Origin of the sequence: Anaeromyxobacter soli, assembly GCF_022808855.1 — a bacterium.
Taxonomy (GTDB): Bacteria; Myxococcota; Myxococcia; order Myxococcales; family Anaeromyxobacteraceae; genus Anaeromyxobacter; species Anaeromyxobacter soli.
On the sequence record NZ_JAKZLF010000006.1, the window covers coordinates 21,624 to 41,530 of the forward strand.

Sequence of the window (19,907 nt, forward strand, 5' to 3'; positions counted from 1 at the left end):
CATGATGAAGAGACGCGTCGCCCTCGTGACGGGCGCGAGCCGCGGCATCGGCGCGGCGACCGCGAAGCTCCTCGCGCGCCACGGCGCCGCCGTGGCCGTCAACTGGTTCCAGAGCGAGGAGGCGGCGCGCGCCGTCGTGGACGAGATCCGCGCCGCGGACGGGCGGGCGGTCGCGGTGCGGGCCGACGTGCGCGATCCCGGGCAGGTCGCGGGGATGGTCGCGGAGGCGGAGGCGGCGCTCGGCCCCATCGACACGCTCGTGGTGAACGCGTCGATCTCGTTCCCCATCCGCCCGTTCGTCGAGTACCGCTGGGCGGACTTCCAGGCGAAGCTCGACGGTGAGCTGGGCGCGGCGTTCCACTGCTGCCAGGCGGTCGCCCCCGGCATGATCGCCCGCGGGTCCGGCTGCATCGTGGCGATCTCGAGCGGCCTGTCCCGCCACCCCGGCCCGGGCTTCTGCGCCCACAGCACCGCCAAGGCCGGGCTCGACGCCTTCGTCCGCGGGCTCGCGCTCGAGCTGGGGCCCCACGGCGTCCGCGTGAACGCCGTCGCGCCTGGGCTCACCGACACCGACGCGACCGCTCATCAGCCGGCCGCCCAGAAGGAGGCGATGGCCCGGATGACGCCGCTCCGCCGGATCGGGGTGCCCGAGGACGTCGCGGGCGCGGTGCTGATGGTGGCGTCCGAGCACGGGCGCTTCCTCACCGGCGTGTACGTGCCGGTGAGCGGCGGCGCGCTCATGGCCTGAACGGCCGATCACGATCCGCGAACAGGCGAGCGAAGCGAGCCCGCCGGGGCGACGCCGGCGAAGCGGCGAAGCCGCTCGCGGCGGCGCACGGGACCCGGCGAGCAGGGGTGGGGTCCCCGACGACGGCGGTCAGCCGTCGGCGGGGCGGGGGCGCCGCCCCCGTTCGAACATGGCTGGCCGCTACCGCGCCGGCGCCGGCGGCGGCCGGGCGTCGGGCGCGCGGGCGTAGGCGGCGGCGTCGAAGCGGCCGCCCTTGAGCGCGGCGTCGAGCGCGTCCGCCGCCACGCGCCCCACCACGTGCAGCGCCTCGTGGCGCGTGAGGCCGCCGGCCACGAGCCGCTCGACCGCGCCGCGCGCCTGCGGCGGCTCGCCCGAGGCGAGCTGGTCCTCCACCACGAGGTGGAGCGCTGCGTGGACGCGCGGCTTCGGCATCGGCGGGTGCGGTCGGGAGAGCGCGTGGTGGTGCGCCTCGACCGCGCGCAGGCGCTCCTCCTGCGGGACGTCCTTCCAGGCGCGCGGCTCGGGCGCGCGATCGGCGTCGTAGTCCATGCTCGGCGCGGACCTTAGCGCCGCGCCCGGAGGCGCCGCAACCCGCCGCGAGGCGAAGGCGCGCGCAGCATCGGACGACGAACAGGCGAGCGAAGCCCGCCGTCAGTACACGTGACACCCGACGCACAGCGGTCGGGTGGCCACCGCCTCGCCCGGCCGGGGCCGCCGTGCCTGCGCCTTGCCCGCGTCCTCTCCGGGGAGGACGGCGCGAGGATCGGGCGCGAGCCGCGCCTCGGCGCCGGGCGGGAGCGCGACGTGGGCGGCCCAGGGCGAGTCGGCGTCGTGACAGGTCGCGCACCGCACCTCCCCCTCGGGCAGCCGGATCTGCCGGCGGGCGACCTCTGCGGGATCGCGCAGCGCGGACGAGCGACCCGCCTGGGCCTGCGCGTACGAGAAGTCCACGGGGTGCGTATGGCCTTCGCGCCCGCGCGGGTGGCAGGCCACGCACGCGGCGCTCGACGCGGTCGCCTGGGGCGAATGAAGCGCGCACGCTCCGGCGGCATCGGCGGTCGCCGGAGCCGGCACCTCCGCCCCGGCCGGCGCGGCGAGCGCCCAGAACGTGAGCACTGCGACCGGTGCACGCCTCGTCATGACCGCCTCCTCGACAGAACGAGATAGTGGCGCTCAACCCCGGCGAGGAGACCCCGTCACGGCGCGGAACGGGCTCCGGGGGGAACCGGCTGCGCTCGTCCGTTAAGTCGGACACTCATCCGTTGTCCGCTTGACAGGAGTTTCGTCCGTCATCTAGGATTCGCACACGATGCGCGCCCTCCCCGCCTCCTCCCGCTCCGCCGCGCGTCGGACGCTCCACCGGCGATGCATGTGTCGCCGGCCGGCGCCTCCCGCGCGAATGCGCGGCTGAGCGCCGGCGAGCTCCTTCACCCCGTTCGAGTAGACGCGCCGGCCGTCACGGGCTGCCGGACGGCGCGTCCCTGGCGAAGCCCTGCGCACCGCACGAGGAACTCCCATGTCCGCCGCTCCTCCCTCCACGCTCCCCTGGCACCGCCGCGAGGACACCTGGGCGATCCTGATCGCGCTCGGGATCGTGCTCGCCGTCACCTCCGCCTTCTTCCTCGGCGCGACGCGGCTCGTCTCGACGGCGGCGCTCTCCTTCCCCGCCTGGTCGGACGCCGGGAAGGTGCTCGCGACGCTGCAGGCGAACCCGGCCTCGCCCCTCGTGCTCTTCGGCGTCTTCCTCGCGCTCTTCGGCGCCGCCTCGGCGGTGATCGGCTGGGACGTCGCGAAGTACGCCGCCGGGTTCGGCGTGCTGTTCGTGTTCTCGATCGTGGTCGCGATCCTCGGCTCGAACGAGGTCCTGAAGGCCTGGCAGCTCGAGCCGCCCCTCCTCGCGCTCGTGGTCGGCATGGTGCTCGGGAACGCCGTCGCGCTGCCGCGCTGGTTCCAGTCGGCGCTCCGCACCGAGTTCTACGTCAAGGTCGGCATCGTGCTCATGGGCGCGACGCTGCCGTTCACGATCATCCTCCAGGCCGGCCCGCTCGCCATCCTGCAGGCGACGATCGTGGCCGTGACGACCTTCGCCGCGATCTACCTCGCCGCGACCCGGCTGTTCGGCCTCGATCCGCGCTTCGGCGCCACGCTCGGCGCGGGCGGCTCGATCTGCGGCGTGTCGGCGGCCATCGCCATCGGCGGCGCGTGCCGCGCGGAGAAGAGCCACGTCTCTGTGGCGATCTCGATGGTGATCCTCTGGGCCGTCGCGATGATCTTCCTCCTCCCCGTCGGGGCCCGGCACCTCGGCCTCGGCCCCGGCCAGGCCGGCGCCTGGATCGGCACCTCGGAGTTCGCCGACGCCGCGGGCTTCGCCGCCGCCGCCACCCTCGGCGACGAGCGCGCCATCAAGACGTTCACGCTCATGAAGGTGGTCGGGCGCGACATGTTCGTGGGGGTGTGGGCGCTCGTGGTGGCCTTCCTGTCGGTCACGCGCTGGGAGCGGAAGGGCGCCGCCGAGGCGGAGCGGGTCCGCCCGGCCGAGATCTGGCAGCGCTTCCCCAAGTTCATCCTCGGGTTCCTCGTCGCCTCGCTCGCCGTGACGGTCGTGCTCGCCTCCGTCGACTCGAAGATCGGGACGCAGTTCTCCAAGGAGGCGATCGGGCCCCTCAAGAACCTGCGCGGCTGGGCGTTCACCTGGACGTTCCTCTCGATCGGCTTCACGACCCGCTTTCGCGAGCTGACCCGGTTCGGCTGGCGCCCGTTCGCCGCGTTCGCGCTCGGCGTCCTCGTGAACGTCCCGCTCGGCTACTGGCTCTCCACCTCCGTGTTCGCGTCCTACTGGGACGCGGTGAAGTAGGAGGCCGCGATGGTCGACCACGTCACCCGCGTCACCGTGGACGCCCGCGCGCCGCGGTCCGGCGCGCTCGCCGACGCGCTCGCGGCGCGTGGGTTCGAAGTCCGCCGCGAGCGCGCTCGCATCGTCGCCGAGTCCACCACGGTCGAGGCCGGCGACGCGAAGCGCCACCTCCTCGCGCTCGGGTTCCGCGATCGGGAGTTCCAGGTGTTCCTCGAGTACGTGCGCCAGTGGGGGGTGCTGTGACCGCGCCCCTCGTCCCGCTGTTCGTGAAGCTCGCCGGCCGCGAGGTCGTGGTCGTGGGCGGCGGGGCGATGGCGGCCCTGCGCGTCCGGCAGCTCGCCGAGGCCGGCGCGCGCGTGACGGTGGTCGCGCCGGAGGTGCGCGACGACGTCGCCGCGGGCGCCGCGGCGGTGCACCGCCGGCCGTTCCGGCCCGCGGATCTCGACGCGGCCTGGCTCGCCGTCGCCGCCGCGACGCCGGCGGTGAACCGCGAGGTCGCGGAGGCCGCCGAGGCGCGGCGCCTGCTCGTGAACGCGGTCGACGATCCGGAGACCGCGACCGCGTACACCGCCGGCGTCGTCCGGCGGGGCGACGCCACGGTGGCGATCTCCACGGGCGGGCGCGCCCCTGCCCTCGCCGGGCTGCTGCGCGAGGCGCTCGACGCGCTCCTGCCGCGCGACCTCGCGTCCTGGGTGGACACCGCCGAGGCGGAGCGCGAGGGCTGGAAGCGCGCCCGCGTGCCGCTCGCCACCCGCCGCCCGCTCCTGCTCGAGAAGCTGAACTCCCTGTACGCGCGCGCGCCCTCCCCCGGCGCCGCCGCGCCGACGCCGCCGGGCCTGGTGTCGCTCGTCGGCGCGGGGCCCGGCGATCCGGGCCTCCTCACCCGGCGCGCCGCCGACCGGCTCGCCGAGGCGGAGGTCGTCCTCTACGACGCGCTCGTGGACGCCGACGTGCTGAGGCTCGCGCCGCGCGCGCACTGCTTCCAGGTCGGGAAGCGCGCCGGCCGCCCCAGCGTGTCGCAGCGCGCGATCGAGCGGCTCCTCGTGGGCGCCGCGCGGCAGGGCAAGCGCGTCGTCCGGCTCAAGTGCGGCGACCCGTTCGTCTTCGGGCGGGGCGGCGAGGAGGCGCGCGCGCTCGCCGCCGCGGGCGTGCCGTTCGAGGTCGTACCCGGGGTGTCGTCCGCCATCGCCGCGCCCGCGCTGGCCGGCATCCCGGTGACGCACCGCGGGCTCGCGGCCGGCTTCGCGGTGATCGCGGGGCACGACGAGCGGACCTACGGGCCGATCCTGGATCGGATGGGCGCCGAGACCTCGCTCACGCTCGTCGTCCTCATGGGGATCGGCGCGCGCGAGCGGATCGCGACCCGGCTCCTCTCGCGCGGGTGGGATCGGGAGACGCCCGCCGCGATCGTCCTCGGCGCGTCGTCCCCCGACGCGTTCGCCTGGAAGGGCACGCTCGCGGGGCTGCGCCACGCCGCGCTGCCCGATCACCCGGAGCTCCCCGGCACCCTCGTCATCGGCGCCGTCGCCGCCCTGCAGCTCACCTCCTCGCGCGCCGACGCGCGTGACCACGAACCGCTCGCGCCCGCGCAGAGCGCCTGAAAGGAGCCGCATGTCCCGCCCCTCAGAGCCCACCCCGCCCGTCCGGGAGACCTTCGCGGACGACCGCGAGATCGACGCCTTCGTCGAGACGCTCGGCCGCTTCGAGCGCGGTGAGATCGACGCCGACGCCTGGCGCGCCTACCGCGTGGTGCGCGGCGCCTACTCGCAGCGGCAGGACGGCCTGCACATGCTGCGCATCAAGCTGCCGCAGGGCGCGACCTCCGCCGCGCAGCTCCGCGCGCTCGCCGACGTCGCGGCGCGCTTCTCGCGCGGCTACGGGCACGTGACGACCCGCCAGAACTTCCAGGTGCACTTCGTGCGGCCGGCGGACCTCGAGCCCGCGCTCCGCCGGCTCGCGGCGGACGGCGTCACCACCTCCGGCGCGGGCGGCAACGCGGTCCGCAACGTGGTCGCCTGCCCCCTCGCCGGCGTCTCGCCGGACGAGCTCTTCGACGTGACGCCCTACGCCGAGGCGGCGACGCGCCACTTCCTGCGCCACCCGCTCGCGAACGCGCTGCCGCGCAAGTTCAAGATCGCCTTCGAGGGCTGCGCCGAGGACCACGTCGCGACGGCCATCCACGACCTCGGCTTCCGCGCGCGCGTGCGGACCGAGGGCGGGCGGACCGTGCGCGGCTTCTCGGTGACGGTCGCGGGCGGGACGGCGTCCCTGTGCACCTCCGGCGCGCCGCTCGTCGACTTCCTGCCCGCGTCGGAGCTCCTCGCGCTCGCCGAGGCGATCGTCCGCGTGTTCCACGCCCGCGGCGACCGGGTGAACAAGCAGCGCAACCGGCTCAAGTTCCTCGTCCGGTCGCTCGGGTTCGAGCCCTTCCGCGCGCTCGTCGAGGAGGAGCTCGCGCGCGTGCGGGCCGAGGGCGCCCCGCGGCTCCCGTTCGATCCCGACGCCGCGCCGGCGGACGCCCCGCCGCCCGCGCACGCGCGTCCGGAGCCTCCCACCGCCGCGGAGATCTCCGCGCGCGTCGCCGCGGCGCCGCCCCGCGGCCCCGGCGAGCCGCCGGCGGTCCTGCCCGTGCTCGCGCCGTCGCCCGCGGCGCTCGCCGCGTTCCGCGCGACGAACGTCCGGCCCCAGCGCCAGCCCGGCTTCTCCGCGGTCACCGTGTCGCTCCCGCAGGGAGACGTCACCGCCGCGCAGCTCGAGGTGCTCGCGGACCTCGCGCTCGCGCACGGCGACGGCGCCGTCCGCTTCGCGAGCGACGGCAAGGTCCTGGTGCGCTGGGTGCCGTCCGACGAGGTCCCCGCCCTGTTCGCGCGGCTCGCCGCGGCGGGGCTCGGGCGCGACGGCGCGCGGAGCGCCGCGGACGTCGTCGCCTGCCCCGGCGCGGACGTGTGCCGCCTCGCCGTGACGCGCACCCGCGGGATCGCGCGGCTCGTCGAGGAGCGCGTCCGGCAGCGGCTCGGCGCGCCCGGCCTCGCCGCCGCGCTGCCGGTCCACGTCTCCGGCTGCCCGAACGGCTGCAGCCAGCACCACCTCGCCGCCATCGGCCTGCAGGGGAGCGCGCGAAAGCTCGGCGGCCGGGCGGTCCCGCAGTACTTCGTGCTCGTCGGCGGGGGCGCGGAGGACGGCGTCGCGACGTTCGGGAAGCTGGCGGGCAAGGTGCCCGCGCGGCGCGTCCCCGAGGCCGTGGAGCGGCTCACGGCGCTGTACCTCGCCGAGCGGCGCGAGGGCGAGGCCGCCGGGCCGTTCTTCTCCCGCGCGCTCGATCGCGTGAAGGCCGTCGTCGCTCCGCTCGAGGCGCTCAGGCTCGAGGACGCCGCGCCGGAGGACTTCGTCGAGCCCGGGGCGAGCGACGACTTCAGCCCCGAGACCCAGGCGGGCGAGTGCGCCGCCTGAAAATGGAGATCCTCCGCTTGACGGGAGGCTCGTCCGCTAAATAGGATGACCACCGATCGCCGCAGCCGCGGCGATCGGAGTCCGTGGCGATTTGCGGCGTATTGCGGCCACGTTAAACCAACCGCTAAAAAGCCCCTCCCCGGCTGCCTGCAGTGCCGTCCGGCGAGGGAGAAGGAAGTCTCCAGCATGTCCTCGTCCCTCGCGGCCGCGCCCCGCGCGGCGTCCGCTTCAGCGGATCCGCACCGTCCGGAGCTGTCCCCCCTCGTCTGCCGCCGCTGCGGCGCGCGCTTCGAGCCTCGCCCCGTGGCGGTGTGCGAGGAGTGCGTCGGGCCCCTCGAGCCGGCGTACGAGAGCGACCGCGTCCTGCCCACGCGCTGGCAGATCGAGGCGCGGCCCCGCTCGATCTGGCGTTACCGCGAGTGGCTCCCCATCCTCGGCGAGCCCGTCCTCTCGCTCGACACCGGCTTCACGCCGCTCGTGGACGCGCCGGCGCTCGCCCGCGCGCTCGGCGTGCGGCGCGCGCTCGTGAAGAACGACGCGGTCTCCCACCCGACCCAGTCGTTCAAGGACCGGGTGGTGGCGGTGGCGCTGAACGCCGCGGCGGGGCTCGGCCTCGACACGGTCGGCTGCGCGTCCACCGGCAACCTCGCGAACGCCGTCGCCGCGCAGGCGGCGCGCGCCGGGCTCGCCGCCTGGATCTTCATCCCCGAGGACCTCGAGCTCGCGAAGATCGTGGGCACCGCCGTCTACGGCCCGCGCCTCGTGCGCGTGCGCGGCACGTACGACGACGTGAACCGGCTCTGCGCCCAGGTGGCGGATCGCTTCGGCTGGGGGCTCGTGAACCTGAACCTGCGCAGCTACTACGGCGAGGGCTCGAAGACCATGGCCTTCGAGATCGCGGAGCAGCTCGGCTGGCGGCTGCCCGACGCGGTCATCGCCCCGATGGCGGGCGGCTCGCTCGTGACGAAGCTCGACAAGGGCTTCCACGAGCTCGCCGGCGCCCACCTCGTGGACGGGCCGCTGCCGCGGATGTACGGGGCGCAGGCCGCCGGGTGCGCGCCCATCGTGAACCTGTTCGAGAAGGGCGGCGAGGCGATCGAGCCCGTGGTCCCCCGCACCATCGCCCGCTCGATCGCCATCGGGAACCCGGCGGACGGGCCCTTCGCGGCGAGGGCGATCCGCGCCTCGGGCGGCGCGGCGGCGGCGGTCACCGACGAGGAGCTCGTGCGCGGCATCCGCCTCCTCGCCGAGACCACCGGCGTCTTCACCGAGACCGCCGGCGGGGTCACCGTCGCCGCAGCGCTGAAGCTCGCGCGCGAGGGTAAGCTGCGCGCGCAGGACGAGCTCGTGCTCTGCATCACCGGAAACGGTCTCAAGACCATCGACGCCGTCGTCCCCGCCCTGCCGGAGACGCCGGTCATCTCAGCGAAGCTCCGCGAGGTCGCGGCGCTCGTGGACGCCTGATCCGAGGAGAGACGAAGATGCCCATCACCTTGAGGCTCCCCGCCGTGCTCGCGAAGGCCGCCGGCGGAAAGACCGTCCACGAGGCGCGCGGCGCCACCGTCGGAGAGGTCGTCGGCGACCTCGCGGGCCGCTTTCCCGAGCTCGGCCCCCGGCTTCGCGATGCGAAGGGCGAGCCGTACCCTTACGTCATCTTCTACCTGGACGACGAGGACATCCGGTTCCAGCAGGGCTTCGCGACGCCCGTGCCGGACGGCGCCGAGATCGTGGTCGTCCCCGCCATCGCAGGAGGCTAGCGAGATGTCCATCGGCCGCACCGCACAGGAGCTCCCGCCGCTGTCGCAGGAGGAGATCCTCCGCTACAGCCGCCACCTCATCATCCCGGAGGTCGGCGTCGAGGGTCAGCGCCGCCTCAAGGCGGCGCGCGTGCTCATGGTGGGCGCGGGCGGCCTCGGCTCGCCCATCGGGCTCTACCTCGCCGCCGCGGGCGTCGGCACCCTCGGGATCGTCGAGTTCGACGTGGTGGACGCGACGAACCTGCAGCGCCAGGTGCTGCACGGCACGAAGGACGTCGGCCGCAAGAAGGTCGAGTCCGCCCGCGATCGGATCCGCGATCTCAACCCGCACGTGGAGGTGGTCGCGCACGAGGCGTGGCTCACCTCCGAGAACGCGCTCGAGATCATCCGGGACTACGACCTCGTGGTGGACGGCACCGACAACTTCGCGACGCGCTACCTCGTGAACGACGCGTGCGTGCTGCTCGGCAAGCCCAACGTCTACGGCTCGATCTACCGGTTCGAGGGCCAGTCCACGGTGTTCTGCACGGACGCGGGCCCCTGCTACCGCTGCCTCTACCCGGAGCCGCCTCCCCCCGGGCTCGTGCCCTCCTGCGCGGAGGGCGGCGTGCTCGGGATCCTGCCGGGCCTCGTCGGGCTCGTGCAGGCGACCGAGACGGTGAAGCTCATCGCCGGCATCGGCGAGCCGCTCGTCGGGCGGCTCCTCCTCGTGGACGCGCTGGGGATGCAGTTCCGCACGGTGAAGCTCCGCAAGGACCCGCGCTGCCCCGCCTGCGGAACGCGCGAGATCGAGGAGCTCATCGACTACCAGCAATTCTGCGGGATCCGCGGCGGCGAGGACGAGACGGCCGGCGTGCCCGTCCTCACGGTCGCCGAGCTCGACGAGCGGCGGCGCGGCGGCGCCGACCTCGACCTCGTCGACGTGCGCGAGCCGCACGAGTGGGACATCGGCCGGATCGAGGGCGCGCGCCTCGCGCCGCTCTCCTCCTTCGCCGACGCGCTCCGCACCTTCGACAGCGCGCGCGACGTGGTCCTCTACTGCAAGAGCGGCGTGCGCAGCGCGAAGGCGGTGCGCCAGCTCCAGGAGGCAGGGTTCAAGCGCGTGTGGAACCTCGAGGGCGGCATCCTCCGCTGGAGCGAGGAGATCGACCCCACCGTGCCGCGGTACTGACCGTGCCCGCCTCCGCGCGCCCCCGCGCCGCCCCGCCGCTCGAGACGATCCTCGACGCCGTGGGCGGCACGCCCGTCGTGAAGCTCCGCCGCGTGGTCCCTCCCGGCGCGGCGGAGGTGCTCGCGAAGCTCGAGTCCATGAACCCGGGCGGCTCGGTCAAGGACCGCATCGCGGTCGCCATGATCGAGGCGGCCGAGCGCGACGGCCGGCTCGCGCCCGGGGGGCGCGTGGTGGAGCCGACGAGCGGGAACACCGGGCTGGGGCTCGCGCTCGTCTGCGCGGTGAAGGGCTACCGGCTCACGCTCGTCATGCCGGACTCGACCTCCCTCGAGCACCGGCAGGCGCTCGAGGCGTACGGGGCGGAGCTGGTCCTCACCCCCGCGGAGGCGGGCATGCCGCCCGCGGTGGCGCGGGCGAGCGAGCTCTCGCGAGAGACCGGCGCGCTCCTCCTCCAGCAGTTCGAGAACCCGGCGAACCCGCAGGCGCACCGCGACGGGACCGCGCGCGAGCTCCTCCTCGCCCTCGACGCGCTCGGCGGGCCGTTGGGCGCCTTCGTCGCAGGCGTCGGGACGGGCGGGACGCTCACCGGCGTCGCCGGGGTCTTGCGGAGGGAGCGCCCCGGGACGCTCATGGTCGCGGTCGAGCCCGAGGCCTGCGCCGTCCTGTCCGGCGGGACTCCCGGCCCGACGCGGATCCAGGGGCTGGGCGCGGGCTTCGTCCCGCGCGTGCTCGACCCGGCCGCGTACGATCGGGTCGAGCGGGTGAGCGACGAGGAGGCGTGGGCGATGAAGCTCCGGCTGGCCCGGGAGGAGGGGCTCCTCGTCGGCACCTCGAGCGGCGCGGCGGTCGTCGCTGCGATCCGGGTGGCGCGCGAGCTCGGCGCGGGCCACCGCGTCGCAACCGTGCTGCCCGACACCGGCGAGCGCTACTTCTCCGCGGCGGAGTGGTTCGCGCGCGAGGCCGCGCGATGACCGCGCCCGGCCTCCGCCACGGCGCCGCGCCCGTCGAGACGGTGGCGCGGCTCGTCGGGAGCACGCCGCTCGTGCGGCTGCGCCGCATCGGGGCGGAGCTCCCCGGCATCCGCCTCTACGCGAAGTGCGAGTTCATGAACCCCGGCGGCTCGGTCAAGGACCGCCCCGCGCTCCGCATGATCGAGGCCGCGCTCCAGGACGGGCGCCTCGGGCCCGGGCGCACCCTCGTCGACTCCACGAGCGGCAACACCGGCGTCGCCTACGCCTGGATCTGCGCGGCGCTCGGGGTCCGCTGCGCCCTCGTCATGCCGCGCAACGTGAGCGCCGCGCGCAAGCGCATCGCGCAGGCGTTCGGCGCCGAGCTCGTGTTCTCGGATCCGCTCGAGGGCTCCGACGGCGCCATCCGCCAGGTGCGCGAGCTCGTGGCGCGGGAGCCGGATCGCTGGTTCTACCCGGACCAGTACGGGAACCCGGAGAACCCGCGCGCCCACGAGCTCGGGACCGCGGTGGAGATCGCCGAGGCGCTCGACGGCGGGGTGGCCGCGTTCGTGGCCGGGATCGGCACGAGCGGCACGGTGATGGGGACCTCGCGCGGGCTGCGCGCGCTCGCGCCGGGGGTGCGCTGCCACGCGGTCGAGCCCGCCGAGCCGCTCCACGGCCTCGAGGGGCTGAAGCACATGGAGAGCTCGATCGTGCCGGCGATCTACGACGAGGCCGAGCTCGACGGGAAGATCTCCATGCCCACCGCGGAGGGCTGGGCGATGGCCGAGCGCCTGGGTCGCGAGGAGGGGCTGCGCGTCGGGCACTCGAGCGGCGCCGCGGTGGCCGGGGCGCTCCAGGTGGCCGAGCGCATGGCGGCGGCCGGCGAGCGGGGTAACGTCGTGACGGTCCTGCCGGACCGCGCCGACCGCTACTTCGAGCCGCGCCGCTGGGACCGGAGGATCACCTGGTGACCTACGGCCCGGAGCTGCTGGCGCGCCTGCGAAAGCTCAGCGAGGCGGACCCGGAGCGCGAGGTGTGCGGGTTCGTCGTCCGCCGCGGCGACGCGCTCGAGGCCCTCTCGCTCCCGAACGTCGCCGACCGCTACCACGCGCTCGATCCCGCGAGGTTCCCGCGCACGAGCCGCGAGAGCTACCTCATGGATCCGCGCGCCCAGCTCCGCGTCCACGAGGAGCTCGAGGCGAGCGGCGGCGAGATCGTGGCCGTGTGGCACTCGCACGTGGAGGTCGGCGCCTACTTCTCCGCCAAGGACCGGGCCGACGCGGTGGTGGACGGCCAGCAGCTCCTGCCCGGCGCCGAGTACCTCGTCCTCGGAGTCCGGGGAGGGCGCGTCGACGAGGCGCGGCGCTACCGCTTCGACGCGGGCGATTTCGTCGAGGCGAAGCTCGACTAGCCCGCCGCGAGTCGAACTCGAGCTCGACCCCGACCCTTCGAAGCTCGACTGCTCGACCTCGACTGCTAGCGAGGCCGAGCCCACACCCGCCTATCGCGTCGCCGGCGAGGGCGCGTCGAGCGCGGGGGGCACGGGCATCCCGAGCGCCTCGAGGAGCTCGCGCGCCCTCCCCTGCACGATGCGCGTGTTCCGCGGCCCCATCCTGAGCAGGTGCTTCTCCACCTGCGGCGCCATCTCGAGCCGCTCGTCCTGGAACAGGAACACGCCCTCGCGCTCCACGACCGGAACGTCTCCCTCGACCACCGGGGCGGCCGCGAGCCGGCCGAGGGCGCGCGCGGTGACGTCGTCGAGCGACGCCTCCGGATAGCCGAGCGCGCGGTAGGCGAGCTGGAGGACCCCGTGGAGCGAGCGGTAGACGCGCGCCGCCTCGCGGGCGTCCACCGAGGCGATCGCGTCGCCGAAGGCGTCGTAGCGCGCGTACGAGGCCGGGTCGATGACGGTCTCGGCGCCACGCCGCTGCACCGAGAACGGACGCTCCGGCCGGAGGGGGTCGAGCTGCTTCCGGGGCGAGACGCCCTCCGCGAGGTTGTCGAGGAGCACGGCGGCGCGCCGGACGACCTCGCCCTGCGCGAGCGTCCGCCGGTAGAGCTCGCTCTGCGAGACCGTGTCGGCGAGCGCGCGCGCCTCGGGGTCGCTGACGTTCGGCCCGAGGTCCGCCGCCCGCACCGGCGGGGCTGCCGGCGACGCCGCGGGCGAGGTCTCGCCGGCCGGCGACGCGGGCGCGGCGGCCGGCGGGGTCTGCTCGGTGCGCCCGCCGAAGCGCCGGCTCGCCCAGAAGCCGGCAGCGCCGAGCACGACGAGGATCGCGACGACGAGCGGCGCCCTGCTGGGCCGACGGAGCGTGGTCTTCGGGGTCTCGTCCATGCGTGCCTCACTCGTGAGCGGCCGCGGGGGCCGGGGACGGCGCGCCCTGGAGGCGCCGCGCGTAGCGCTCCGCCAGGATCGAGCCGACGAACAGCTGGAGCTGATGGTAGAACATGATCGGCAGCACGATGAGGCCGAGCCCGGGGTGCGCGCCGAAGATGAGCTTCGCCATCGGCACCCCCGAGGCGAGCGTCTTCTTGGACCCGCAGAACACCGCGGCGATCTCGTCCTCCTTGTCGAGCCCGACGAGCCGCGCGAGGCGCGTCGAGAGCGTCAGGACCACCGCGAGGATGAGCGCCGCCCCCGCGACCGCGATCGCGAGCACGGAAACGCCGTGCTTCGTCCAGAGCCCCGCCCGGACCGAGTCCGAGAACGACACGTAGACGAGCAGCAGGATCACGAGCTTGTCGAACGTGCTCGCGTGCCGGTGCCAGCGCTGGAACCACGCGCCGAGCGCCGGGCGGAGGAGCTGACCGAGGACGATGGGGAGGAGCAGCAAGGTGGCGATGTCGAGCACGGCGCGTCCGACGGAGAGCGACTCGCCCGAGGTGGACGCCCACACGCTCACGAGCAGCGGCGTCGCGATGATCCCGATGAGGCTCGACAGGGTCGCGTTGAAGATCGCGCCGGGGACGTTCCCGTGCGCGACCGCCGTCATCGCCACCGAGGAGGAGATCGTGGAGGGCAGCGCGCAGAGGTAGAAGAAGCCGAGCAGCAGGTCCTCCGGCAGGAACCGCCCGAACGCCGCGGCGAGCACGAGGCCCACGATCGGGAACGCCACGTAGGTCATGGCCTGCACGACCGCGTGCAGCTTCCAGCGCATCATGCCGGCGCGCAGGCGGTCGCGGGAGAGCGCGAGCCCGTGGAAGAAGAAGATGCCGAAGATGCCGGCGTTCGCGACGCGGTCGGCGTGCAGCGGCCCCCCGCTGCGGCCGAGCTCCGGCAGCAGCGTCGCGAGCACGACCGCCGAGACCATGCCGGCGAGGAACCAGTCCCGGGCGAGGCGGCGCAGCCGTTCGATCACGCGGTGACCTCCACCGACAACGAGTAGCACGAGCGGCCGGGTCCAGCCGGGTGACTTGGAAGCGCGCCCATTCCCCTGGCCTCCCGCGGGGCGCGCCACGCGGCCTTCTTCACCCGGCGGCCGCCGCGGGCTTCCGCGCGACGAGCCGCGCCTCGTGGCGGCCCGACTCGAGCCAGCCCTCCTCGTAGCGGACGACCTCGAGCCCGCGGACGAGCGTCGGGAGCTCGCCGTCCTCGAGGAGGTGCGCCGGCCCCGGGCGCGCGTGGCGCTCGAGGTTCCTCCGCGTCGCGTGCGCGACGACGAGGAGTCCTCCCGGCGCGAGCTCCGCCGGGATCGCCGAGAGGAGCGGCCGGTGGAGGAAGTACGTGCAGAGGACGAGGTCCCACGGGCCGTGCGGCAACGGCGACGCCTCGAGATCGATCCGGAGGGTCGCGAGCGAGAGCCCGCGCCGGCGCGCCTCGCGCGCCGCGCGCTCGAGCGCGACCTCCGAGACGTCGGCGAGCGTGACCTCGAGCCCGCGCCGGGCGAGCCAGAGCGCGTTCCGGCCCGAGCCGCCCGCGACGTCGAGCGCCCGACCCTGCCGCGGGAGGAGCGCGTCGAGCGCGTCGAGGAGCGGCGAGGGCTCGGGGATCGCGTCCTCGTCCCGGTACCGCGCGTCCCACCGCTCGCGATCGCCCTCGGCCACCCTCTTCTTTCTAGTCGAGGCGCGCCGCGAGAGCGCCGGAGGGAACGGGGGCTCGGGAGGGGCGAGCCGCAGGCGAGCGCCCCACCGGTACGATCAGACGACCATCACCGCGTCCGGCAGCTCCGTGATCCGCTCCCCGCCGCCCTCGCCCACCGCCCAGGTGTTCTCGATCCCGATGGCGCCGAGCCCGGGGAGGACGAACTTGGGCTCGACGGCGAGCACCTGCCCGCGCACGAGCGGCACGTCGAGCCCGGGCGCGAGCACCGGCAGCTCGTCCAGCTCGAGGCCGACGCCGTGGCCCACGAAGCGCGCCTGCGCCCCCGGCGGTCCCATGAAGCGATCGCCCAGCCCCTCCCGCTCGGCGAGCGCCTTCGCGCGCGCCCAGAGCTCCGACGGGATCGCGCCGGGCCGGAGCCCCTTCACGACCTCCTCCTGGATCGCGAGCGCCACCTCGAACGCGCGCGCGAGCTCGGGGGCGAGCCGGCCGCACACCGCGATGCGGGTCATGTCCGTGACGTAGCCCGCCTTCATCGCGGTGTAGTCGAGCAGGATCGGCACGTCCCCCGGCACGGGCTCGACCGACGCGCCGAGCGGGGAGGACGGCGACAGCCCGCGCCCGGTGACCGGCCCGTCGAAGTAGCTCGGGGCGGTGGCGGAGCCGGCGGCGAGCGCGAGCCCCATGAAGAACTCCTGGTTGAACCCGCGCAGCCGCGGGCTCCCCTCGTTCCCGGCCTTGCGCATCCGGTACTCGAGCTCCGCGGCGAGATCGACCTCGCGCATGCCGGGGCGGAGGAAGGACGGGATCTCGCGGAAGACGCCGCAGAGGAGCGCCGCGGTCTCGCGCATGCGCTCGAGCTCCCAGGGGGACTTCACGCTCCGCTGCACGCGGAGCGCCATCGACACGTCCGCGAGCTCCGCGCCGAGCGCGCGCGCCCAGAAGCGCTCCACCGCGCCCGGGGCGACGTCGAAGGTGAACCCTACCCGACGCGGCCCGCCGAGCGCCGCCGCGAGCTCCTTCGAAGCCGGGAACGGGCGGACGTCCGCGAGCGGGCTCTCCGCCCGGGCGCGCTCGAGGCTCTTGCGCACGAGCAGGACCGCGTCGCCGCCCGCCGGCACCCACAGCGCCGCGTTCTGGCGCGTGCCGGCCAGGTAGAAGACGTCGGTCGCGTGGACGAGGACCGCGCCGTCGAGCCCCTGGGCGCGGAGCGTGTCGCGAAGGGCGTCGAGGCGGGCCCGGCATTCGGTGGCGGGGGTCATGTGGTCAGCATGGACGGGACGGGGCGCGCCCTGCAACCGGGGGCGCCGTGACCCGGGCGCCACTCCCGGAGCTCCTCACCCTCGGTGACGGCGTCGCATTCCCCGACGCCGCCGCGTCGCGGCTACGGCCTCGTCGAGAGCCAGACGAACGCCCCGATCAGCGCGACCAGCGCCAGCACGGCGACGACGATCGCCCCGGCGCCGCCCTTCCGCTCGACACGGTAGCGTTCGAGGCCCGGGCTCGCGAGGCGAGCGCGGACGGTGTCGTCGAGGTAGCGCCGGGCGGTATCCCCGAGGCGTGGCATCTTTGCGGCCATCCCATCACCCCTTTCGTCGCGAGCCATCCTACCGCACGGACCGGCCCGTCTCGGCGGCGCTCGGGGACTCACCGCCGGGGCGAGCGCGACCCGGCGCCCGCCGGCGGCGAGGCACATGGGCTACCGTGGTGGGATGAGCGAGATCGAGATCCGCCGGGCCCGCCCCGAGGACGCGCCGGCGCTCGGGCGGATGGGGGCGACGCTGGCGCGCCTCCACAACCGGATGGACTCCCGGCGCTTCTTCGCGAGCCCGGGGATGGAGGAGGGCTACGCCTCCTGGCTCGCGCGCGAGCTCGCGAGCCGGAAGGCGGTGGTGCTCGCGGCGGTGTCGCGCTCGCGCGGGCGCGAGCAGCTCGTGGGGTACGCGTACGGCCGGCTCGAGGGGCGAGACTGGAACACGCTGCGCGACCCCTGCGGCGTCGGCGTCGATCTCTACGTCGCGCCGCGCGCGCGCCGCCGTGGCGCGGGCCGCCTGCTCCTCGAGGCGCTGGTGCGCGAGCTCGGCCGGCGCGGAGCCCCACAGGTCGTCATCCAGGTCGCGGCGCGGAACGGCCGTGCGCTCGCGATGTTCGAGGGGATGGGCTTCCGCCGGACGGTGGTGGAGCTCGCGATCGATCCCGCCGAGCTCCGGACGCCCGGCGCGGAGTGACGGCGGGACCCGCGTCAGGCGACGCGCGGGCCGGCCGGAGCGCCGGACGACGGCGCGACGCGAGGAGCCCCCCACGCGGCGTTCCGGTCGTGCATCCCGGCGAGCATGCCGATCATCCCGGTCATCGCCTGCTCCGGGCTCGAGGTCCCCCCGATCGCCGCGTAGACCCCCGCCGCGACCGCGTGGGCGGCGTACGCCCCCTCCGCGTACCTCCCCGCCTCGACGCGCGCCTTCCCGGTCCGCGCCCCTGCTCCCTCGAGCTCTCGACGCAGCTCGGCGACGACGGCCTCGTCCTGGTCGCGCCAGTCCTGGAGGTCGCGGAACGCACGTCCGTCCAGCGCGCGGAGCCGCGTCTGCGCGATCGCGCGCGCCACCACGGCGGCCGAAGCCTTCGCGACGCCGGCCGTGACCGGAAACTCGCCGAGGCGAATCCTCCCGAGGTCGCGATCCGCCTCGGCGGTCAGGCGGTCCGCCCACCGCGTCGCGCCCTCGAACGACAGGAGCCGCACGGTCTCCGCCGCGAGGTACGCGCGCGCGATGTCCGCCGGATGCGGATCCTCCGTCCTCCCGACGTTCCGCAACGTCCCCGCGCCGCCCGCGGCCCCGTTCATCGCCCGGAAGTACCCGACGAGCCCGACCGCCGCCGCGGGCCCCATGTTCAGCACGCCGAGGACGTCCGACGCCGTCTCCTCGATGCGGTCCGCCCAGTAGTCGGCGAGGGCGAGCCCCATCTTCTCGCCGAGGAGCCGCTCTCGCACCACCCGCGCGAGCTCGTCGCGCAGCCCGTCGTCCGCCTCGAGGAGGTCGTGTCCCGCCGTCTCGTGCGCGAGGGCCGGCCACGCGAGGATCCCCGCCGAGGCGTTCGCCGCCGGGAGGCTCACCACCGCCGCCTCCACGCCGAGCGTCTCCGTGGCCGTCGCCGGCCAGGTGTACGGGCCGGTCTCGGCGCTGCCCCATCGCACGAGCGGCGGGACCACGCCGTGATCGGGCGGCTTCACGCCGCGGCGGTCCTCGGCGGACAGGAACCCCTCGTAGAGATCGCTCACGACCTCCTGGAAGGCGGCCGTCGCGCGCGCCGCGTAGCCCTCCCCGTGCTGGAGCACCGCCTGCGCGACGTCGAGCAGGAGGCGCGCGGCCCCCTCGCGCTCGGGATCCTCCGCGAGGACGCGGGCGAACCCGCGCGCGCCGAGCCGATCGAGCGAACGCAGGAGCGGGTCCGCGACCTCGCGCCGGTAGCTCGGCGGGAGCTTCGCAGCCGCCCGCTCGAGCCGCGCCCTGAGCGAGGCGAAGGTCGTCGGATCCGGCGGGCCGTCCCCGCCCGCGAGGGCCGCCGTGCGGGCGTCCGCGATGCAGGCGGCGAGGCCCGCGAACGACAGCGGGTCGGAAGGCGAGCGCGGCGCGACGGCGCGGAGCGGCGCGACGCCGTTCGCAGCGTGAAGCGGGTCGCGACGGAGCTCCGGACCGGGGTGCGGGGCGGCCTCGGGCAGCTCGGCGGCCGGGGCGAGGCTTCGGACGGATGCAGCGGAGACGGTTCTCGGGAACATGTGCGCCTCTGGGTGTGGGGGATCGCGCGGGCTTGCGACGGCCGTGCCGGCGCCGTGCCGCGCGCAACCGCGGAGGAGCTGGGGATCCGCGCGCCGAACCTCGCCGTCTCACGCCCACGGCCCACCGCCGCGCGGCCGGGCGGTACGCGCCGCGGACCGATCGCGGGTCGTGGATGCTCAGAACCCCACGATCTCCCCGCTGCACACGCAGCTCCCGCTCGTGGCGCCAGCGGGGACCTCGCAGTTGCCGGAGCAGCAGTCGCCGTTCGCGGTGCAGCTCCCGCCCGCCGCGGCGCACGAGGACGCCGGGCTGCACGTGCCGCTCGTGGCGCCGGCGAGGATCTCGCAGACGCCGGAGCAGCAGTCGCCGGTCGCGGTGCAGCTCCCGCCCTCCGCGACGCACGACGACGGGCTGCACGTGCCGCTCGTGGCGCCGGCGACGATCTCGCAGACGCCGGAGCAGCAGTCGCCGGTCACGGTGCAGCTCCCGCCCGCCGCGGCGCACGACGGCGGCCTGCACGCGCCGCTCGTGGCGCCCGCCGGGAGGTCGCACGAAAGCCCCGCGCAGCACTCGACGCTCGCGGTGCAGCTCTCTCCCACGAGGCCGCACAGGACGGGCGGCGCGGCGACGCACGTGTACTTGCCCTGGCCGCCCGTCGGGAGGCAGGTCGATCCGCCGCAGCAGCTCGTGTCGGCGGTACCGGTGCACCGCGCACCCTCTGCCAGGCAGGCGAAGCACCGCAGGATCCCGGCGCGGTCGGCGACGCACCGGCCGTGGTCGCAGCACTGCTCGCAAGGCGACGCGCAGGAGCCGTTGTAGCAGGCGCCCGCGCAGCACTCTGCGTTCTGCCGGCAAGGCATCCCGGTCGCCAGGCACATCATCGTGAACGGCACCTGCACCCGCGGTTGCCCTCCCGTGCGGAGGGATCGCAGGTCAGGCCGGCGCAGCAGACGACGCCGCCCGCGCACGACTGCCCCGCGGCGCCGCACGCCGCGTCTGCTCCGCTCGCCGCCTCCGAGGTCTTGCAGGAGGAGGCGCCGAGCGACAGGGCGAAGACCAGCGGCAGCACTCGTCGACTCAAGGTGGCGTGCGTCATGGCGGCTCCTCCTCGCGAGCCGAGACGAATACCACCGCGCGTGCGCCACGGGTGACGGACAGTGCG

General features: G+C 75.3%; 21 protein-coding genes and 1 riboswitch. Of the genes, 13 read left to right on the plus strand and 8 right to left on the minus strand.

Translation table 11 applies throughout. The features are described 5' to 3' along the window. The first annotated feature begins 4 nt into the window (after window positions 1-4). Window positions 5-748 carry an SDR family NAD(P)-dependent oxidoreductase gene (locus tag MLV88_RS06325; protein ID WP_243337087.1) on the plus strand — a complete coding sequence of 248 codons (744 nt, stop codon included), beginning with the start codon at window positions 5-7 and terminating at the stop codon, window positions 746-748. Window positions 749-928: 180 nt separating this feature from the next. Here the strand turns inward: MLV88_RS06325 and MLV88_RS06330 are convergent, their stop codons facing one another. Then, window positions 929-1,297, minus strand: a complete 369-nt coding sequence (locus MLV88_RS06330; RefSeq protein WP_243337091.1) for a DUF1841 family protein — start codon at window positions 1,295-1,297, stop codon at window positions 929-931. 102 nt (window positions 1,298-1,399) lie between these two features. Beyond that, window positions 1,400-1,888, minus strand: coding sequence for a hypothetical protein (locus MLV88_RS06335; protein WP_242337854.1), 489 nt, complete (start codon window positions 1,886-1,888; stop codon window positions 1,400-1,402). 376 nt (window positions 1,889-2,264) lie between these two features. Between MLV88_RS06335 and MLV88_RS06340 the strand changes: the two genes are divergently transcribed. The 10 genes from MLV88_RS06340 to MLV88_RS06385 all read left to right on the plus strand — a co-directional run bounded on the left by MLV88_RS06340 (window position 2,265) and on the right by MLV88_RS06385 (window position 12,344). After that, window positions 2,265-3,602 (plus strand): YeiH family protein, encoded by a 1,338-nt coding sequence (locus MLV88_RS06340; RefSeq protein WP_242337856.1) that lies wholly within the window; start codon window positions 2,265-2,267, stop codon window positions 3,600-3,602. A 9-nt stretch (window positions 3,603-3,611) separates the two neighbouring features. After that, the gene (locus MLV88_RS06345; protein ID WP_242337858.1) at window positions 3,612-3,845 is read left to right on the plus strand and encodes a hypothetical protein; all 234 of its coding nucleotides are present in this window, start codon (window positions 3,612-3,614) and stop codon (window positions 3,843-3,845) included. Next, on the plus strand, window positions 3,842-5,203 hold the full coding sequence (gene cobA / locus MLV88_RS06350) for a uroporphyrinogen-III C-methyltransferase (protein WP_242337860.1): 1,362 nt from the start codon (window positions 3,842-3,844) through the stop codon (window positions 5,201-5,203). Before MLV88_RS06345 ends, cobA begins: the two co-directional genes overlap by 4 nt. Window positions 5,204-5,213: 10 nt before the next feature. After that, window positions 5,214-7,052 carry a nitrite/sulfite reductase gene (locus tag MLV88_RS06355; protein ID WP_242359821.1) on the plus strand — a complete coding sequence of 613 codons (1,839 nt, stop codon included), beginning with the start codon at window positions 5,214-5,216 and terminating at the stop codon, window positions 7,050-7,052. A gap of 73 nt (window positions 7,053-7,125) precedes the next feature. Further along, window positions 7,126-7,201, plus strand: a riboswitch (SAM riboswitch). A gap of 37 nt (window positions 7,202-7,238) precedes the next feature. Beyond that, window positions 7,239-8,516 (plus strand): threonine synthase, encoded by a 1,278-nt coding sequence (thrC, locus tag MLV88_RS06360; protein WP_242338313.1) that lies wholly within the window; start codon window positions 7,239-7,241, stop codon window positions 8,514-8,516. Between the two features lie 17 nt (window positions 8,517-8,533). After that, entirely contained in the window at window positions 8,534-8,809 is a 276-nt protein-coding gene (locus MLV88_RS06365; RefSeq protein WP_242338311.1) for a MoaD/ThiS family protein, read from the plus strand. Window positions 8,810-8,813: 4 nt separating this feature from the next. Further along, window positions 8,814-9,980: a molybdopterin-synthase adenylyltransferase MoeB gene (gene moeB, locus MLV88_RS06370; protein ID WP_242338309.1), complete on the plus strand. Its 1,167-nt coding sequence runs from the start codon at window positions 8,814-8,816 to the stop codon at window positions 9,978-9,980. Between the two features lie 2 nt (window positions 9,981-9,982). Further along, window positions 9,983-10,951, plus strand: coding sequence for a cysteine synthase A (cysK, locus tag MLV88_RS06375; protein WP_242338307.1), 969 nt, complete (start codon window positions 9,983-9,985; stop codon window positions 10,949-10,951). Next, complete coding sequence (locus MLV88_RS06380) at window positions 10,948-11,904, plus strand: PLP-dependent cysteine synthase family protein (protein ID WP_242338305.1); 957 nt, start codon at window positions 10,948-10,950, stop codon at window positions 11,902-11,904. Before cysK ends, MLV88_RS06380 begins: the two co-directional genes overlap by 4 nt. Continuing rightward, entirely contained in the window at window positions 11,901-12,344 is a 444-nt protein-coding gene (locus tag MLV88_RS06385; RefSeq protein ID WP_242338303.1) for a Mov34/MPN/PAD-1 family protein, read from the plus strand. Before MLV88_RS06380 ends, MLV88_RS06385 begins: the two co-directional genes overlap by 4 nt. A 90-nt stretch (window positions 12,345-12,434) precedes the next feature. On the opposite strand, the gene MLV88_RS06390 is transcribed toward MLV88_RS06385, so the two are convergent. The 5 genes from MLV88_RS06390 to MLV88_RS06410 form a co-directional block, all read right to left on the minus strand. Beyond that, entirely contained in the window at window positions 12,435-13,268 is an 834-nt protein-coding gene (locus MLV88_RS06390) for a DUF3014 domain-containing protein (RefSeq protein ID WP_243337093.1), read from the minus strand. A gap of 7 nt (window positions 13,269-13,275) precedes the next feature. After that, entirely contained in the window at window positions 13,276-14,292 is a 1,017-nt protein-coding gene (locus MLV88_RS06395; RefSeq protein ID WP_242338299.1) for a bile acid:sodium symporter family protein, read from the minus strand. A 109-nt stretch (window positions 14,293-14,401) separates the two neighbouring features. Further along, window positions 14,402-14,977 (minus strand): class I SAM-dependent methyltransferase, encoded by a 576-nt coding sequence (locus tag MLV88_RS06400; RefSeq protein WP_242338297.1) that lies wholly within the window; start codon window positions 14,975-14,977, stop codon window positions 14,402-14,404. A gap of 93 nt (window positions 14,978-15,070) precedes the next feature. Then, window positions 15,071-16,234, minus strand: coding sequence for a M24 family metallopeptidase (locus tag MLV88_RS06405; protein ID WP_242338295.1), 1,164 nt, complete (start codon window positions 16,232-16,234; stop codon window positions 15,071-15,073). A 122-nt stretch (window positions 16,235-16,356) separates the two neighbouring features. After that, the gene (locus MLV88_RS06410; protein WP_242352924.1) at window positions 16,357-16,539 is read right to left on the minus strand and encodes a hypothetical protein; all 183 of its coding nucleotides are present in this window, start codon (window positions 16,537-16,539) and stop codon (window positions 16,357-16,359) included. 145 nt (window positions 16,540-16,684) lie between these two features. On the opposite strand from MLV88_RS06410, the gene MLV88_RS06415 reads away from it, so the two are divergent. Beyond that, window positions 16,685-17,200, plus strand: coding sequence for a GNAT family N-acetyltransferase (locus tag MLV88_RS06415; RefSeq protein ID WP_242338291.1), 516 nt, complete (start codon window positions 16,685-16,687; stop codon window positions 17,198-17,200). 14 nt (window positions 17,201-17,214) lie between these two features. Here the strand turns inward: MLV88_RS06415 and MLV88_RS06420 are convergent, their stop codons facing one another. After that, window positions 17,215-18,744 carry a hypothetical protein gene (locus tag MLV88_RS06420; RefSeq protein ID WP_242338289.1) on the minus strand — a complete coding sequence of 510 codons (1,530 nt, stop codon included), beginning with the start codon at window positions 18,742-18,744 and terminating at the stop codon, window positions 17,215-17,217. Window positions 18,745-18,913: 169 nt separating this feature from the next. Between MLV88_RS06420 and MLV88_RS06425 the strand changes: the two genes are divergently transcribed. Beyond that, entirely contained in the window at window positions 18,914-19,564 is a 651-nt protein-coding gene (locus MLV88_RS06425; protein WP_243337095.1) for a hypothetical protein, read from the plus strand. Window positions 19,565-19,907: the final 343 nt, after the last annotated feature.

Bases quoted from the DNA above. Each gene is read 5' to 3' on its own strand.
- MLV88_RS06365 (WP_242338311.1), top strand. From the start codon at position 8,534: ATGCCCATCACCTTGAGGCTCCCCGCCGTGCTCGCGAAGGCCGCCGGC.
- MLV88_RS06380 (WP_242338305.1), top strand. From the start codon at position 10,948: ATGACCGCGCCCGGCCTCCGCCACGGCGCCGCGCCCGTCGAGACGGTG.
- thrC (WP_242338313.1), top strand. From the start codon at position 7,239: ATGTCCTCGTCCCTCGCGGCCGCGCCCCGCGCGGCGTCCGCTTCAGCG.
- MLV88_RS06340 (WP_242337856.1), top strand. From the start codon at position 2,265: ATGTCCGCCGCTCCTCCCTCCACGCTCCCCTGGCACCGCCGCGAGGAC.
- MLV88_RS06420 (WP_242338289.1), bottom strand. From the start codon at position 18,744: ATGTTCCCGAGAACCGTCTCCGCTGCATCCGTCCGAAGCCTCGCCCCG.
- MLV88_RS06415 (WP_242338291.1), top strand. From the start codon at position 16,685: ATGAGCGAGATCGAGATCCGCCGGGCCCGCCCCGAGGACGCGCCGGCG.
- MLV88_RS06390 (WP_243337093.1), bottom strand. From the start codon at position 13,268: ATGGACGAGACCCCGAAGACCACGCTCCGTCGGCCCAGCAGGGCGCCG.
- MLV88_RS06325 (WP_243337087.1), top strand. From the start codon at position 5: ATGAAGAGACGCGTCGCCCTCGTGACGGGCGCGAGCCGCGGCATCGGC.
- MLV88_RS06405 (WP_242338295.1), bottom strand. From the start codon at position 16,234: ATGACCCCCGCCACCGAATGCCGGGCCCGCCTCGACGCCCTTCGCGAC.
- MLV88_RS06410 (WP_242352924.1), bottom strand. From the start codon at position 16,539: ATGCCACGCCTCGGGGATACCGCCCGGCGCTACCTCGACGACACCGTC.
- MLV88_RS06355 (WP_242359821.1), top strand. From the start codon at position 5,214: ATGTCCCGCCCCTCAGAGCCCACCCCGCCCGTCCGGGAGACCTTCGCG.
- MLV88_RS06335 (WP_242337854.1), bottom strand. From the start codon at position 1,888: ATGACGAGGCGTGCACCGGTCGCAGTGCTCACGTTCTGGGCGCTCGCC.
- moeB (WP_242338309.1), top strand. From the start codon at position 8,814: ATGTCCATCGGCCGCACCGCACAGGAGCTCCCGCCGCTGTCGCAGGAG.
- MLV88_RS06330 (WP_243337091.1), bottom strand. From the start codon at position 1,297: ATGGACTACGACGCCGATCGCGCGCCCGAGCCGCGCGCCTGGAAGGAC.
- MLV88_RS06345 (WP_242337858.1), top strand. From the start codon at position 3,612: ATGGTCGACCACGTCACCCGCGTCACCGTGGACGCCCGCGCGCCGCGG.